Source organism: Dyella sp. 05T440, assembly GCF_056395965.1.
Genome location: NZ_JBFTKN010000006.1, coordinates 19708 through 34471, shown reverse-complemented (window position 1 = coordinate 34471; position 14764 = coordinate 19708). Strand labels below are relative to the sequence as shown.

At 61.3% G+C, this 14764-nt stretch carries 15 protein-coding genes and 1 other RNA gene; 9 read left to right on the top strand and 7 right to left on the bottom strand.

Annotation, left to right across the window (positions count from 1 at the left end):
- The first annotated feature begins 3 nt into the window (after nt 1–3).
- From AC1DE1_RS09490 to AC1DE1_RS09470, 5 genes are read left to right on the top strand one after another with little or no spacing between them, the layout of a single operon-like run.
- Nucleotides 4–204, top strand: coding sequence for a hypothetical protein (locus AC1DE1_RS09490; protein ID WP_477175947.1), 201 nt, complete (start codon nt 4–6; stop codon nt 202–204).
- A complete protein-coding gene (gene bcsQ / locus AC1DE1_RS09485) occupies nt 201–995 on the top strand; it encodes a cellulose biosynthesis protein BcsQ (RefSeq protein ID WP_477175946.1) in 795 nt (264 codons plus the stop codon). The genes AC1DE1_RS09490 and bcsQ overlap by 4 nt, the downstream gene beginning before the upstream one ends.
- Nucleotides 992–3565 carry a UDP-forming cellulose synthase catalytic subunit gene (gene bcsA / locus AC1DE1_RS09480; protein ID WP_477175945.1) on the top strand — a complete coding sequence of 858 codons (2574 nt, stop codon included), beginning with the start codon at nt 992–994 and terminating at the stop codon, nt 3563–3565. The genes bcsQ and bcsA overlap by 4 nt, the downstream gene beginning before the upstream one ends.
- A 3-nt stretch (nt 3566–3568) precedes the next feature.
- Complete coding sequence (gene bcsG / locus AC1DE1_RS09475; protein ID WP_477175944.1) at nt 3569–5152, top strand: cellulose biosynthesis protein BcsG; 1584 nt, start codon at nt 3569–3571, stop codon at nt 5150–5152.
- The gene (locus tag AC1DE1_RS09470) at nt 5152–5346 is read left to right on the top strand and encodes a hypothetical protein (RefSeq protein ID WP_046970283.1); all 195 of its coding nucleotides are present in this window, start codon (nt 5152–5154) and stop codon (nt 5344–5346) included. Before bcsG ends, AC1DE1_RS09470 begins: the two co-directional genes overlap by 1 nt.
- Nucleotides 5347–5353: 7 nt before the next feature.
- Here AC1DE1_RS09470 and AC1DE1_RS09465 read toward each other — a convergent pair whose 3' ends face one another.
- Nucleotides 5354–6685 carry a GGDEF domain-containing protein gene (locus tag AC1DE1_RS09465; protein WP_477179066.1) on the bottom strand — a complete coding sequence of 444 codons (1332 nt, stop codon included), beginning with the start codon at nt 6683–6685 and terminating at the stop codon, nt 5354–5356.
- On the opposite strand from AC1DE1_RS09465, the gene AC1DE1_RS09460 reads away from it, so the two are divergent.
- Nucleotides 6677–6979, top strand: a complete 303-nt coding sequence (locus tag AC1DE1_RS09460; RefSeq protein ID WP_477179065.1) for a hypothetical protein — start codon at nt 6677–6679, stop codon at nt 6977–6979. The two genes, AC1DE1_RS09465 and AC1DE1_RS09460, sit on opposite strands and share 9 nt — an antisense overlap.
- A gap of 147 nt (nt 6980–7126) precedes the next feature.
- Nucleotides 7127–7666 carry a hypothetical protein gene (locus tag AC1DE1_RS09455; RefSeq protein ID WP_477175942.1) on the top strand — a complete coding sequence of 180 codons (540 nt, stop codon included), beginning with the start codon at nt 7127–7129 and terminating at the stop codon, nt 7664–7666.
- Between the two features lie 74 nt (nt 7667–7740).
- Here AC1DE1_RS09455 and AC1DE1_RS09450 read toward each other — a convergent pair whose 3' ends face one another.
- Together AC1DE1_RS09450 and AC1DE1_RS09445 are read right to left on the bottom strand one after the other, a co-directional pair.
- Nucleotides 7741–8508: a bestrophin-like domain gene (locus AC1DE1_RS09450; RefSeq protein WP_477175941.1), complete on the bottom strand. Its 768-nt coding sequence runs from the start codon at nt 8506–8508 to the stop codon at nt 7741–7743.
- A gap of 180 nt (nt 8509–8688) precedes the next feature.
- Complete coding sequence (locus tag AC1DE1_RS09445) at nt 8689–9084, bottom strand: DUF6228 family protein (RefSeq protein WP_477175940.1); 396 nt, start codon at nt 9082–9084, stop codon at nt 8689–8691.
- Nucleotides 9085–9488: 404 nt separating this feature from the next.
- On the opposite strand from AC1DE1_RS09445, the gene AC1DE1_RS09440 reads away from it, so the two are divergent.
- Complete coding sequence (locus AC1DE1_RS09440) at nt 9489–11369, top strand: hypothetical protein (RefSeq protein WP_477175939.1); 1881 nt, start codon at nt 9489–9491, stop codon at nt 11367–11369.
- Between the two features lie 109 nt (nt 11370–11478).
- On the opposite strand, the gene AC1DE1_RS09435 is transcribed toward AC1DE1_RS09440, so the two are convergent.
- From AC1DE1_RS09435 to ssrA, 3 genes are all read right to left on the bottom strand, one after another.
- A complete protein-coding gene (locus tag AC1DE1_RS09435; RefSeq protein ID WP_477175938.1) occupies nt 11479–12417 on the bottom strand; it encodes a hypothetical protein in 939 nt (312 codons plus the stop codon).
- A gap of 406 nt (nt 12418–12823) precedes the next feature.
- Nucleotides 12824–13150, bottom strand: a complete 327-nt coding sequence (locus tag AC1DE1_RS09430) for a hypothetical protein (RefSeq protein ID WP_477175937.1) — start codon at nt 13148–13150, stop codon at nt 12824–12826.
- 93 nt (nt 13151–13243) lie between these two features.
- Nucleotides 13244–13595, bottom strand: a transfer-messenger RNA (tmRNA) gene (gene ssrA, locus AC1DE1_RS09425).
- A 109-nt stretch (nt 13596–13704) separates the two neighbouring features.
- Between ssrA and AC1DE1_RS09420 the strand changes: the two genes are divergently transcribed.
- On the top strand, nt 13705–14217 hold the full coding sequence (locus AC1DE1_RS09420; protein WP_477175936.1) for a GNAT family N-acetyltransferase: 513 nt from the start codon (nt 13705–13707) through the stop codon (nt 14215–14217).
- On the opposite strand, the gene smpB is transcribed toward AC1DE1_RS09420, so the two are convergent.
- Nucleotides 14209–14700, bottom strand: coding sequence for an SsrA-binding protein SmpB (smpB, locus tag AC1DE1_RS09415; protein WP_441604127.1), 492 nt, complete (start codon nt 14698–14700; stop codon nt 14209–14211). The two genes, AC1DE1_RS09420 and smpB, sit on opposite strands and share 9 nt — an antisense overlap.
- Between the last annotated feature and the right edge of the window lie 64 nt (nt 14701–14764).

The window sequence follows — 14764 nt, the reverse complement described above, 5'->3', positions numbered from 1 at the left end:
CGCATGAGCACCTTCCTGGGGTACTTCATCTTGGGCCTGATACTGGCTGCGCCGCTATGGTGGCTGTCCTGGCGTTTCCGGCTGGGCTCCTTGTGGTCGCGCACCCAGTCCTTGCTTCGTCGGCGCAAGATCCAATTGCCGCCGCCGCTGGAAGGCCTGGTCATACTCGGCAAGCGCCAGGGCGGCGCGGGAAAGAAGGCATGAAGACGATTGCCATCATCGCCTCCGTTGGTGGTGCAGGACGCACCATGCTCACCGCGTCGCTGGCAGGCTTGCTGTCGGAACGCCGGCACGCGGTACTGGCGGTGGAATGTGATCCGCGCAATGTGCTCACGTTCTATTGCGGCTTGCGTACGCCGGCCCAGCGTGGACTCCACTCGCAGGTGCTTGCGAGCAACGATGACTGGAGCGATGCAGCGCTGCAGACAGACGACGGCGTGCTTTGGCTGCCCTGGGGTGGCGCGCGTGGCGATGCCGCACTCGCCTCGACTGCGTCGTTGTCTGCGGCCCTGCACGAGCAGCCGACCTGGTTGCGCGATCTGCTGGCGCGGGTGGATCTGCCCGGCCACGGCGTGACCCTCATCGATACGCCGGCCTGGCCTTCCGTTTACGCCGCGCAAGCCATGGCGGCGGCCGACCTGGTGATGGTGGTCCTGCCACCCGCACCGCTGGCCTGCGCCACGCTGCCGCGCCTGCGCAGTGAACTGAAGTCACTCGGCAAGGAAACGGTGTACGTGGCCAATGGCGTGTCGCCGGCCTCGCAATTGCACACTGACATACTCGCCTTGTTGCGCGACACGCTGGGCTCGTCACTTTCTACCTACCGCGTGCATGCCGACAGCGGCATTCCCGACGCGCTTGCCCGCAACGAGAGCTTCGTGCACAGCGCACCGCATTCGCAGGCAGCGCACGATATGCAGGGCCTGGCGACCTGGCTGTCGAGCTGGGTTCGACGCGCCTACCAGCCTGGCACGGCGGCGGGAGGTTCGGCATGAGCATGCCGGGCGCCACCTCGGTCCTGTCGCGTTTGCGCCGCACGCTGGCGCAGCAGCTTGGCGTAGATGCCGAGGCAGGCCGCGGTACGTGGTTGCTGCGGCTGGTGTTTCGCCAGCCGCCGCCGGGCCAGCGCGATTGGCCTGCGTGGTGGGCCGAGCGACTGGCACGGCGACTGCGCGTCGAGCTCGCCGTCGCTGAAGGCGAGGGTATGGGCACGTGGCTCAAACGAATCTTCTTCCGTCCCCATCGCCGTCGCGTGCGCTTGTCCGCCAATCTGCGCAGCGCGCGGCATCATCGCGGCGCACGTCGTCGTTCGATGTTGCTGGGCCGCCTCGGTCATTGGCTGGCGCCGGTGCATGGCATCGCGGGCCGGGCAGGGCATGCGGTGACTTCAAAGCTTCCGTCGGTGCCGTGGGCACGCATTGGCGAGCGCGTGAACCATTGGTCGTCCGGACTGGATCGCGTGCCTCATCTCAAGCCGGTGATCCTGCTGCTCGCCCTGATGGTGGCCGTGGGGTTCTGGACCACGCCCTTGCCCATCGCCGACCAGTTCCGCCTGTTTGTCGCGGTGCTGGTGGTGATGGTCCTGGCGCGGCGCATCCCAGGTCGCTGGCCGACCATGCTGATGGTGTCGCTGTCGATCCTGATGACGGGACGCTACATGTGGTGGCGCGTCACGCAGACGCTCAACTTCGCCACGCCGGTCGAGGCCTTGTTCGGCTATCTGTTGTTTGCAGCGGAAATCTATACATGGATCGTGCTGTTCTTCGGCTACATCCAGACCGCGTGGCCGTTGAACCGCCAGCCCAAGCCGCTGCCCGACGACACCGACAGCTGGCCCACGGTGGATGTGTATATCCCCACCTACAACGAGCCGCTTTCCGTGGTGAGTCCTGCGGTGCTCGCCGCCAAGAGCATGGACTGGCCGCACGACAAGCTGCGCGTCTACCTGCTCGATGACGGCAGCCGCGAGCAATTCCATCGCTTTGCCAACGAGGTTGGGGTGGGCTACCTCACCCGTGAAGAACATCGCTACGCCAAGGCCGGCAACATCAATCACGCGCTGTCCATGACCAGCGGCGAATTCATCGCCATCTTCGACTGCGACCATATCCCCACGCGCTCCTTCCTGCAGACCACCATGGGCGAGTTCATCGCCGACCCCAAGTGCGCGATGGTGCAGACGCCGCACCACTTCTTTTCGCCCGATCCGTTCGAGCGCAACTACGACACTTTCATGCGCATCCCCAACGAGGGCAGCCTGTTCTACGGACTGATCCAGGATGGCAACGATTTCTGGAATGCCACCTTCTTCTGCGGTTCCTGCGCGGTGATTCGCCGCGCGCCGCTGATGGAAGTCGGCGGCATCGCCATTGAAACGGTCACGGAGGACGCGCACACCTCGCTGAAGATGCATCGTCGCGGCTATCGCACGGCCTATCTGCGCATCGTGCAGGCGGCGGGTTTGGCCACGGAGAGCCTGTCCGGACATATCGGCCAACGCATTCGCTGGGCGCGCGGCATGGCGCAGATCTTCCGCATCGATAACCCGTGGTTGCGCAAAGGCCTCACGTTCTTCCAGCGCATCTGCTACAGCAACGCCATGCTGCATTTCTTCTACGGCATTCCGCGGCTGATTTTCCTGTGCATGCCAGGCGCCTTTCTGTTCTTTGGCCTGCACGTCTTTGCTGCGGATGCGCTGTCGGTGATGGCTTATGTGTTGCCCTACCTGTTCGTATCGGGCATGGCCAACTCGCGCATCCAGGGCCAGTACCGCCATTCGTTCTGGGCCGAGGTCTACGAGTCGGTATTGGCCTGGTACACGGTATTGCCTACCACGGTGGCCTTCATCAATCCGAAGAAGGGCAAGTTCAACGTAACGGCCAAGGGCGGGCTGATCGAGCAGGAATATCTCGACTGGGCCACTTCCAAGCCCTACGTGTGGTTGTTGGCAATCAACTTGTGCGCCCTGGTGGCAGGCATCGTGCGCATCTTCACCACCCAGCGCGACGAGCCGGCGACCGTGCTGATGAACATGGTGTGGGCTTTGTTCAACGTGGCGATGCTGGGCGCTGCCGTGGGCGTGGCGAAAGAGGCTCGGCAAGTACGCGTATCCCATCACGTGCCGCTGGTCGTGCCTGCAACCCTGGTACTGCCCGACGGCAAGACCATCGCCTGTCGTACGGAAAATTATTCGACCGGCGGCCTGGGCATCATCCTGCCCGAGCCCATGGAACTGGATCGCGGCAGCCCGCTGGGAGTGGCGCTGTCGCGTGGCGATATCGACTACTACTTCCCCGCGGTGGTGGCGCGCAACAGCGGTGTACACCTCGGCATGAAGTTCGAGGAGTGGTCGTATGAGAAGGAGACGCAACTGATCCAGTGCACATTTGGTCGTGCGGATGCCTGGGTGCGCTGGGAAGAAGAACTGGTGCCCGATGCGCCGTTGCACAGCTTTGTCGAAGTGATCGAGATGGGTTACCAGGGCGTGCTTCGCTTGTTCGATGCCTGCCTGGATGCTGTCGAGACTGCCGTCATGCGTCGGCCGCGCCGGTCGGGAACGGAGTAAGGCATGGGCATCTGGAATCTCTATTTCATTGCCGCGCTCTACCTGGCCGCGGTAGGCAGCATCCGGCCGGTCTGGTGGCTCAACCTGCTGTTTGCGCTGGCGCTGCTCGTGCCGCTGCAACAGCGCTGGCAGCGCGTGACCAGGCACGTGCTGGCCGTGCTGGCGGGCGCGGCCTTGCTGTACCACGAATCGAAGCTGCCGCCGATCGGTTACGCGCTCAAGCAGATCCCCGCGCTGGCCTCGTTTTCGCCCGCCTACATGATGGAACTGGCCCGCCGCCTGTTCAGACCGGCGATGGTCTATATCCCGATACTGGTGCTGTTGATCTACGCCATCGTCAACCGCTGGGTGCGCGTGACCACGTTCGTGCTATTGGCGCTTGTCGTGTTCCCGCTATGGCAGGGCATGGGCACCTTGATAGCCAAGTCCAGCGGCGGGGCGAGCTATGCGGTCAATCCACGGGCCGACGCGGTTACGGCGAACGCCGGTACGGACAGTTCCACCGGCAGCTATGACCAGCAACTGGCTGCGTTCCATCATGCGGAAAAGAGCCGGCGCGTTGCGTTCTTCCCGATGAGCACCGACCCTGCCGCGCAATTTGACATCATCATCATCCACATCTGCTCGCTGTCCTGGGACGACCTGGACGTGGCCAACATGCGTGACAACCCGCTGTTCGGCAAATTCGACTACGTCTTCAAGAAATTCAGCAGCGCGGCGAGCTATAGCGGACCCGCCGCGATTCGGCTTTTTCGTGCCTCGTGTGGACAGGACGCACATCAGGAGCTGTATAGCGCCGCTCCCCAGGAATGCCATGTGTTTGCCGATCTGGCGGCGGCGGGCTATGACGTCGAGTACCTGATGAACCACAACGGCCGTTTCGACGATTTCCGCGGCATCGTGGAGCGCGAGATTGGCCGTCCGGGTATTCAGCCGCAATCGATCGAGGGCCTGCCGCCGTTCATGCGGGAATTCGATGGATCGTCCCTGGTCGACGATTACGACGCGCTCGCGAAGTGGTATCAGGATCGCGCGACCAGGGGCGGCGGCCCGGTGGCGCTCTACTACAACACCGTGAGCATGCACGACGGCAACCGCCTGCCCAACAGCAATCTCACCAGCCTGCAGTCGTATCCCATCCGCCTGACCCGGCTGCTTGGCGATATTGATCGGCTGACCGACCTGATCGCCCACTCCGGTCGCAAGGCCGTAGTGATTTTCGTGCCTGAACACGGTGCCGCCTTGCGCGGCGATGCGGGGCAGATTTCCGGCCTGCGTGAAATCCCCACGCCGCGCATCATCGATGTACCGGTGGGCGTGAAACTGATCGGCCTGCCGGCGGGGAAGGAGCCGCCGGGCCATGCGATTGCCATCGATACGCCGACCAGCTATCTCGCCCTTGCGCAGCTGATGTCGAACCTGGTCGCGAACAGCCCGTTCAAAGCCGATGCGCCGGCATTGGAGCAGTACTCGCATGATCTGCCGCAGACCCGCATGGTGGGCGAGAACGAAAACACCGTCACCATGGGTACGGCCAACGGCTATGTGATTCATACGCCGGACGGCGTCTGGATGGAGGGCAAGTAATGGCCGCGCCACGCGATCCGCACGCCAGGATGAAGCCCAGCGATATCGAAACCTATGCCAGCTACGTCGAGGGCGTGGATCCCGCGCGGTATTACGACAGCCAGGCCAAGGACGTGTGGCTGGCCGCACTCAAACGTTGGCCCTTGCTGGCGGCGGTGCTGTACGCGGACGATCCATCGACCGGGCCGCGCTGAGCCCGACTCACTGCGTTTCGATGCGATCGCGGCCGTTGGACTTCGCGCGATAGAGCAGGGCGTCGGCCTCGCGCAACAATGCATCCACTTGCAACTTCGCTCCAGCCAGGCGCTGCGCAAAGGCAATACCGATACTGACGGTGAAGCCAAACGGCTGGCCGTCGGTGGCCGTGATGGTCTGCACGCGCAGCTGTTGGCATAGCTTCTCTGCCAGCGCCTGAGCGTGCTGCGCCGCCTGCACGCGCAGCAGTATCACGAACTCCTCGCCGCCGAAGCGCGCCACGATATCGTCCGCACGCACGGTTTCCCGGCACAGCGTGGCCAGCGCCACGAGTGCCTTGTCGCCGCTTTCGTGGCCATAGGTGTCGTTGACGCGCTTGAAGAAATCGATGTCCAGCATCATCAGCGCCACCAGCGGATCGCTGCCGCGTTTGTCGGCCAGTAGAACGCGGGCGCGGCTCTCGAACGCGCGGCGGTTGAGCAGGCCGGTGAGCGGATCGGTTTCGGCCATGGTCTGCAATTCGCGGATCAGGCGATTGCGCTCATGTTCCAGCTGATGGCGCTTGAGATCGTTCTGCTTGAGCACGTTGAGCGCGGCGAACAGATCCTGCACCTCGCTGCCGTAATGCCCATGGGGAATTTCCGCCGCCGTGTCGCCCGACGCCACGGCGAGAATGAACTGCTGCGCCTCCGAAAAGGGGCGGATGACCTTTTCGCGGAAACGCCAGATCATCACTACCAAGAGGGCGGTGAGGGCAACGGCCAAGACGCCGCTGGCGAGCAGGTAGAGCAGGTGCCGGTGCAGGCTCTTGTCGATGGTGTCACTGGCCAAGGTCAGCGCGTCGTCGCGGAACCGGTCGATCGGCGCTACCAGTGGGCCATACTGGTCAGAAAGTTCCATGAGCGTGAACTTGCTGCCCGAGGCAACAGCTGCCTCCTGACGCAGTTGGTTGAGCAGAGCCACTGCGTCGCCGTAGTAGCGGCGCTCGAGTTCGGCATAGTCCTGCAGCAGTTCGGGCGGTAGCACCCGCACGCTCGGCACCAGCAATTGCCGCAGCTKCTCGATCTTGCCCAGGCTGGCAGCGATCTCCAGTGCCTCCTGTTCGGTCAGCGGACGATGCTTCACCAGCGCCGGCGCAAACTGCTGCGCAACCAGGCCGGCTTGCTCCCTCAGCAAGCCCGACAGCCGCGCCACCAGCAGATAGCTTTGCACGTCGGCGTTCTCACGAATCACGCCAGTGGCACCGGTTTGCGCAATCGACGACAAACGGGGGATCACTTTGACGATGCGGTTGAAGCCGTTGACGATCTCCGTGTCGGAGTGGGCAGTATGTTGCATGGCATCCAGTCCCTGCCGCGCCTGCACGAGTTGAGCGCGCACACCATCCCACGCTGGCGCAATCGTTGCGCACTGATCGCAGTCGGGGTCGCGCAGGGCTGCGCCCAATTCGTCCATCTGCCGATCGGTCATTCGCCGCGCAGAATCGAGCACATCGCGCCACTTGGCTGCTTCGGATTCCTCCAGCATGAGTACGGCAACAGCAGGCCGCCGTTCCTTCGACACATCCGCCATGGCGTGCAGCGCAGCCTGGACGACGCTGAATTGTTTCTGCGCCTCGTGAGCATCCGATAGCCCCGCCACTGCAAGGTGAACTGCCACACCATCACCCCCACCACCATGAGGTAGAGCGTGACGACGATGTAACGGAACCGCCGGTTGACGGATTCGTTGTGTGCTGCCTGTGTTGGCATGGCTCGTGTCGCCGAAAGCAAGAGAACCATGAAGGACGGCAACTGCGCCGGCCTGCCGTGCTGCAACGGTCCGATCTCCCCAGTGAGCGTGGCCCGCTACGCGCGCACAGTCTCAACGGCTGTCCGTGATGGCTTCGTAGGCGCCCAGGACGCCGCACCAGCCGCTTGCATGTGGGTGATATTTAACGCGAAATTCCATGGTCCCGGTCCGCCGGCCCGAAAACGCCGCGGGGTGGATCGTCCGCCCGATGCCGTTCGGCGCTACATTCAAAGCCGCCCATCCACGCGCTCAAAGGTGTCGACCATGGCTCGCGACTTCACACCGGCAGACGCCAAGGCCCATGCGTGCTCCTACATCCTCCTCAGCCTGCTTCAACGCATGGATATGAAAGAGCCCGGCCTGATCGACGAACTGATCGCCGGTGCGGAAGGCGACTTCGCGGCCTCCAGCGAGCAAGGCGAATTGCCACCTGCCGTGCCGATGATTTTCCGCGAAGCCATCGCCATCCTCACCCGTGCCAATGCATACAAGCGCAACATGGCGGTCAGCGCCAACGACGACGTGTAGCAGGTGCCGCGCATGAAGCGGCACCCAGGGGGCGCATCGTGGTGATCGCTGCCGAAGGCCGCAGTCATCCATGCCTAAGGTGCGGGCAGGGACGCCATCAGCGCTTCCAGGTTTTGCGGAACGACGCGGATCAGCCCTCCGCGCGGACTATCAATGTCGGCTATCAGCATCAGCGAGATGGCGACCACCAGCGGCAGCACCGATAAAAAGAACGGCTCGGGCGATCGCCGCCCCGTGCCAACTCCCACCAGCAGGTTGCAGCCGATCGCGATGGCGGCCAACAGCAGCCAGGCCGCGATGGGTATGCGATTCCACCAGGCGGCCTGCGTATAGCCTTCCGAATTCAACACATCGTTCATGCCCGCCACCACCAAGGCCGTGATCGGCGTAGGCGTCTGGCCAGCCGGCGTGACCACCGCACTCCACAGCTGCGACTGCAACTGGTTCTTGCGCGCCGTGATGGCGGGTAGCTGGCTGCGGTCGGTGGTCTCGTAGAAGGTGATGCGATGTTGGAGATACGTCGCCAGCAAGGGGCGCAGCTTCGAGGCGTCAGCGGGCGCAAGGAGATCCAGGCGAACGTATTCCGTGCCGATCGCATTCGCCTCGGCCTCTTCATAATTCTTGCGCTGGTCGTACCGGCTGATCGCCATCGAAAAACTGAAACCGATGATCAGGCCGAGCAGGGTGAGCGTAGCCCCTTGCACGACATTGAACATGTCCCTGGACTCCGCCTCCGCCGGCGGACGCCGCCGGGACCACCATGCCCCAAGCTGCGCGGCAATCCACATGGCAACGAACGAGATGACGAACACCACCAGCGGATGGTTGATCGCGAACATCATGGACTATCCCCTCGGGCAGATCGCGGCTGGCAACGACCGGCCGGCGCGTGGCGCAGATCCTCGCGAAGGGAAGGTGAAGAAAGTGAATAGCGCCAGCCCGCGGCGGGCCATGGCGGCGTCAGGGCTGCAGCAACGCGTGAGGAACCAGCCGATTCGCGCGACCAAAAAGGCGTCTACTGGTTAGACCCCAGAGTCTTCAAAAAACTGACGCGCAGTCTGTGCGAGGCTCGCCAACTGCCCAAGCTCGCAAGTGACGCCGGCCGAGACTCGCCATTCTTCGCTACTGCCTGGCAGTCCACTCAGCGTTACCGAGAATGTTACGGCACCACCGGAAGTACAGGTCGCGGAAATCTGGAACTCGCCTTCAAGTGTGGCCCAAGACCTCGCGCCTCTCCAGGGCAGCTCGTTGGCCGCCAGCTCCTCCATCCATTGAGCCAGCCGTTTGGAGTCGGTGAACGCAGAAACCCATTGAGTCGCCGTCACGCCCCGTCCCTCGATCTCCACGACGAACTCGTCGCCGCGTCGGTCGAGAAATCGAACTTTTCTATCCGATGAATTTGAGTGAATGGTGAACATTCAAGAGCCTCAATGACTGCTGACTGCACTGGCATGCATGGAGTGCGAGTGTCCGTAAAATCGGGTCAGAGTTCACTGCTTTTCTTTCAACGGCATCGGCGATGCCAGCGCATGCGCTTGGGTCGGACGACAGAAATGCATCCTGATCCCGGTTTCTCCTAACCATTTTATATTGAATTCCTAGGCCGGAATCGACCCGGCGCGGACGGTTTTGCAGGCCGTTGAGCAACCACCTTGCCACATGGCTCAGAGCGGGAGCGGAAATGACTTGTCGGTCTGGCAGGCTCAGCGCTGGATCGCATGGTGGCGATCGAATTCTGCAATCTGCCGCCCATTTTCAGAACCCCATATTAGGCTTGAATGGGTAGTGACGGCAGTTCATCAATCGCACAAAGGAATAGTAAATGAATTTACGCAAATGGACGACTTTCGCCTTTCAGGCCACTTTGCTTTCTGCCCTAAGTTTCAATGCTCTTGCAGCCGCTACCGGAACTCTATCTACCAGCCCGTCTCATCTAATCATCGAAAAAGGCGTGCTGGGCAATACCACCATATCCTGGAGCACTACGGGTACAACCAACGCTCAAGTCTTTGTATCTAGTCCCGGCGGCCAGGAAACGTTGATGGCTCAGGGTTCGTCCGGAAGCGCATCGGCACCCTGGATCGTTCCCGGCCAGATATATGTCTTTCGACTTTATGAAGGGACAGCGCACTCGAACTTGCTTGCATGGTCAAGCGTCACAACCCAGTCCCCACCAGGCAGCGCCTTTGGATTCAATTATTGGCCGAACGGCCACGACGACGACACGCTCTACAATGCGAATTGGCCCGGCCTAAGCCCAACGGTTCAAGCGGATCTTGATCACATTTCCAGTCTTGGGGGAGGGGTGGTTCGCCTACTTTTTTGGCCTGAGGTAAGCGGTTTAAAGTTATCAGGAGCTGGCCAAGGCGGCCAATTCAATAGCCAACTTTCAGAAGTCACAGCAAATCTCCCTTCTTTCCTGAAACTTTGTGCTGACAGAAACATAAGCGTCATCGTCGCATTCGGGAACAATTACTACGACTCGAATGACCCGGTTAGTGGTATGCCTTGGTGGGCGGTTGCCTATGGAAATTCCAATGACGGGTTTGCCAGGTTTCTCAACGACACTGGCACTTGGATGAATACCATCGTCAATGCGATCGAGTCGTCTCCTTACGCGAACTCCGTCATTTTTTACGATCTGCAGAATGAGTACGACGCGCAGATAACAAATGCACGGTGGTACATATCATTCCTTTACGACTGGTCAAGTGTTCCCGACGGCAAGCGGGGCGAGTCGGTGCTAAACGCCGCGACAGATGGGCCCGACCTCGCAACTGCACTCAATACTTCGGCGGGGCCTAAGCTGGGCAATCGTCGTCTGGACTATATAGATTTTCATAGCTACATGACGCCGCAGACGTATCCAGGGTACGAGTCCAATACCCCGTCAGAAGCTGCTTCAACACTAAGAAGCATCTTCCCGGATGCCACGTTGGTGATGGGCGAAATTGGCTACCAAACCGGCGACACGAGCCCGAACGGATCGTCAGACACGCTCCAACAGGAGCAGGCGACACTCAGTATGATCAACGACGCAAAAGAAGCGGGGGCGTCCTATTACCTCAATTGGTTGATCTGGGATGCGATCGCGCAGTCACAGCGGACGCCTGCTTTTGGCGCCAACCCGAATGCCCCAAGGGATGTTCTGGGTGGCGTCGCCGCGGCTCTAGGGCTTCTCTACAACCCCGATATGGAAATCGTGAGCAACGGAGCCCCTGTTGGGTGGTCCGTGGGAGGAACTGTGTCCGCCACCCTCTCGACGCAATCGGGATATGGCGCTGGTAACGCCGCGACAAACTACAACTATGCCCGCGTCTCAACGAACCAAACGTCCGGTGGTGTCTGGCTTGTGTCGAACCAATTTCCGGTCAAGGGCGGGCGCCAACTCTTCGTGAACGCTTATATACGGTCCGGCATGCGCAACGTTGGGCTGGGAGTTGCTGAATTCGATGCGAACCGAAACAGCATCAAAGACGACATGGGCCCCACTTACAACCCGTCAACATGGAGCTTCGTTAACTACCTGCAGCAGATCAGCTCCAACTGCAGCGGTGCGGCTGTCGCGCAGGATCTGTGTTCCTGGAACGTTTCGCTTCAACCGAACACGGCCTATGTAAGTATCACCATTAACGGTCAGCCTGCACCAACGGCGCCCTCCTACCTCGATGTGGACGCGGTGTCAGCGTGGCAAAGTCAGTAAAACGAGAATTACGTCGGATTCATTTCTGGACGGGCTGTTCTCAGTAGCTTGCTTCTTCCCGAACAAAAAATCCCGGCGATCACTCGCCGGGATTTTTCGAAGAAGGGGGTCAGTGTGCAACCGAACCATTGGAATCCGTCGACATCGACGACTCAGCCGCCGCGCGCTGAGGCGTATCGAGCGGACACCAGGTCTTGAGCCGCTTGCCAGCACGATACAAATCAATGCATTCACGCATCTCCGCCTTGAAGGCCAGGTCAGGCGTGTTGATGGGGCAGCCGCTCGACAGCGGTTCGCCTGCTTTGTATTCGTCGATACAGCTGGAGAGAGGCGGCGTCTTGGGGGGATTCGGATTGTCGGCCAATGGCGCTGGCGGCAGGTTCAGGCGCTCGTCGCGATTCATGGACGAAGCGGGCGGAGGAGGTGAGCCGCAGAGCAGGTTGGTAGCGGTGCTGCTCTTGGTGGGATCGCAGACGCTCTTGGCAACTTCCTTGATCACATCGCCGATATGACGGCCGACTGCACCACCGGCGGTCTCGTTCGGCGGCGGGAAGTATTTTTCGAAACGCGTGGCCTTGTAGTGCATGTGGTTGGTGTCGTGCTGCATGATCTGGCGATCGTCGGCAGGCTTGGACGGCTCGGGGGCGGTTGCGGTTGTCGAAGCAGCATCGGTTGTGGATGGCAGATGCACGGAGCCATCCTTCGCGAACAAGCTTGTGGCGGACGGCGTGGCGACGGAAGTCGTCGGCGCAGGAGCAGGCGAATGATCCTGCACCACCATGGCGTCACGACGAGGCTTTTCGTGAGTGACCGGAGGAACGCGTGCAGCCAACACCGGCTGCGGCGGCGCCAGGTTTTGCGGCAGCGCGGGCGGCTCCGGTGGCTGCGCGGGGCGCGGCGCTTTGGGACGATCGATCAGACGCACGATCAGCGCCTTCTCGTTATCGACATTCACCCGCTCCGCGTGCTGCGCCTTGGGCTGCATCTCAAACCACAGTGCCAGTGCAAACAAGGCGTGCAGTACGCACACCAAGGTCAGCGCCAACACCAGGGTTGGGCGCGTCAGAGGCGGCTGTCGCCAGCGTCTGCGCCCCAGGCTTTCACGTGTTTCGCTGTCGAGTAATGCCAGGCCGCGCGCACTATCTCCCTGCTGTCGATGTCGCACTTGCCCGGAACGCTTCATTACACCCCTACCACGCCAATGACGGAACGAAACAGGCGCATGCCGTCAGCGCGTGTTGTGACAAGGCTGATTAGACAGGTACTTTCAATCAGGGTTCCCTCTGATCCGCGTCAGAAGAAGAGGCGCAAGAAAGAGCGATGCGGGTCCACGTCGATCGAATGATTTCTTCGCAAAGAAAAAGCCCGGCGATCACTCGCTGGGCTTTTCCTCATGGTGAGTTGGGCGCAGGGCGCCTTTCTTACTAGGCGCCTTGTGCCAGTCGCGCCAACTCCTACCGCCCAGCCCACGCATAGTAGGCAAGCGCCACCAGAAACATCAGCAAGGCCAAGGCGCTGAAGAACGTGGCAACGACCCGCCACAGTGAAGCGTCTGCCGCGCCCACGGCCTCTTCTCTCTTCCAGCAGGTCCTGACCAGGTAGCCGCAGAAGACCATCAGCAGGACGTAGAGGCCGATCGATCCGATGTTCGATAGCAGGAGTCGGGGCAGGTGCCCATCCTGGGTGACCGCGATCAGGGTGAGGGTGGCGGTGCAGAACATGACGGCGGAAACGACCACCTTTCCCAAGGTACGCACGCGCAGGTCAGTGGCCATCGTCATGGATGCACCTCGACTCGTTGGGTTGGGACGGCATGAATATACGTCGCCCGCCAACAAAAAAGCCCGGCGATCACTCGCCGGGCCTTTCCGTATTGGTGGAGGTGGCGGGAGTCGAACCCGCGTCCGAAGGCGTTTGACGCCCGGTACTACATGCTTAGCTCGCCGTTAGATCTCATCCCGCGACAGCACAGCGTGCGAAGCGCATCGAAGGACCAGCCTGCTTGATTTAGCCCTTACCGACAGGCGGCAGCTTCGGGCGATCTCGTGATAATGACCCTACATCCACGAGCACGAGCACAAGTGGGTTCGGGGCTAGGCCTTAAGCGGCCAGAGCGTAGTTGTCGTCGTTGGCAACTATAAGTTTGCGGCTGGATTAACGAGGAAAGCTGCCCCCTCGGCATGCACCAAGCTATCTCACTACCCCCGTCGAAGCCATGACACCCCCGGGGAAACTGAAACAGTAACTGGTCAGCCAGTATATGTAGGCAGAAGGCATTTCTACAAGCTGGCACGACGCCGCTATGGTTTGCCCCTCACCACCCAAAGGAACGGCCATGGTCCGGATACGTCAGGCGGTGCTGCACGATGCAGGTATGTTGACGGATTTGCGTTGCGCCTTTCTGGAGGAAGAGCTCAAGCAGCAGCTGCCGGAGGGCTTTGCCGATCACTTGCGCGGGTGGATCGAAGAAGCCATGCCCGAGGGCAGGCTGCTGGCCTGGCTGGCCGAGGTGGAAGGGCGGGTGGCCGGGTGCGTGATGGTGCACCCGTATACGCATCTGCCATCGGCGTATTTCCGCCAGGGCGTGGGCTGGTATGTGCTGAACATGTTCGTCAAGCACACCCATCGTCGCCAGGGCCTGGCTACTGCCTTGCTCGCCGCAGTGGGTGCGACGGCAAGAGAGCAGGACATCGACTCGCTCAACCTGCACTCAACCGGCGCCGCGCACTGCATCTATGAGCGCTTTGGCTTTGGCACCTCGGTGGATGCCATGAACATGTCGCTGCGCAAAGACGTGGTGGGACTTTCCGAAGGCGAGCCGGGCTCGTGGCGGCGAATGTCAGGCTAGCTTGTTGTGCGAACGCATGGTGCGCTGCTTTTCGCGCTGCCAGTCGCGTTCCTTTTCCGCATCGCGCTTGTCGTGCGCCTGCTTGCCCTTGGCCAGGCCGATTTCCACCTTGACCTTGTTGCCCTTCCAATACAGGGCCATGGGGATGAGGGTGTAACCCTTGCGCTCGACCGCGCCGATCAGCGTGTCGATTTCCTCGCGATGAAGCAGCACTTTGCGCGTGCGGCGATCGTTCGCCACCACGTGCGTGGATGCGCTGATCAGCGGCGGAATCGAGCAGCCGACCAGGAAAATCTCGCTGCGCAACACCACCGCATAGCTGTCGCCGAAGTTGATGCGGCCGGCGCGCAGCGATTTGACTTCCCAGCCTTGCAGCTCGAGTCCCGCCTCGAAGCGTTGGTCGATGTGGTACTCGTGGCGTGCGCGTTTGTTCAGCGCAATCGTGCCGCCCGAGCTTTTGTCTTTGTCCTTAGGCTTGGCCATGTCCGTTAAACTTCGGGCTCATTGCCCTGATGATGGTCCCGTCCGTGGAGGGACTGAAGATGAT

Bases quoted from the DNA above. Each gene is read 5' to 3' on its own strand.
- AC1DE1_RS09490 (WP_477175947.1), top strand. From the start codon at position 4: ATGAGCACCTTCCTGGGGTACTTCATCTTGGGCCTGATACTGGCTGCG.
- bcsQ (WP_477175946.1), top strand. From the start codon at position 201: ATGAAGACGATTGCCATCATCGCCTCCGTTGGTGGTGCAGGACGCACC.
- bcsA (WP_477175945.1), top strand. From the start codon at position 992: ATGAGCATGCCGGGCGCCACCTCGGTCCTGTCGCGTTTGCGCCGCACG.
- bcsG (WP_477175944.1), top strand. From the start codon at position 3,569: ATGGGCATCTGGAATCTCTATTTCATTGCCGCGCTCTACCTGGCCGCG.
- AC1DE1_RS09470 (WP_046970283.1), top strand. From the start codon at position 5,152: ATGGCCGCGCCACGCGATCCGCACGCCAGGATGAAGCCCAGCGATATC.
- AC1DE1_RS09460 (WP_477179065.1), top strand. From the start codon at position 6,677: ATGTTGCATGGCATCCAGTCCCTGCCGCGCCTGCACGAGTTGAGCGCG.
- AC1DE1_RS09455 (WP_477175942.1), top strand. From the start codon at position 7,127: ATGAAGGACGGCAACTGCGCCGGCCTGCCGTGCTGCAACGGTCCGATC.
- AC1DE1_RS09450 (WP_477175941.1), bottom strand. From the start codon at position 8,508: ATGATGTTCGCGATCAACCATCCGCTGGTGGTGTTCGTCATCTCGTTC.
- AC1DE1_RS09445 (WP_477175940.1), bottom strand. From the start codon at position 9,084: ATGTTCACCATTCACTCAAATTCATCGGATAGAAAAGTTCGATTTCTC.
- AC1DE1_RS09440 (WP_477175939.1), top strand. From the start codon at position 9,489: ATGAATTTACGCAAATGGACGACTTTCGCCTTTCAGGCCACTTTGCTT.
- AC1DE1_RS09430 (WP_477175937.1), bottom strand. From the start codon at position 13,150: ATGACGATGGCCACTGACCTGCGCGTGCGTACCTTGGGAAAGGTGGTC.
- AC1DE1_RS09420 (WP_477175936.1), top strand. From the start codon at position 13,705: ATGGTCCGGATACGTCAGGCGGTGCTGCACGATGCAGGTATGTTGACG.
- smpB (WP_441604127.1), bottom strand. From the start codon at position 14,700: ATGGCCAAGCCTAAGGACAAAGACAAAAGCTCGGGCGGCACGATTGCG.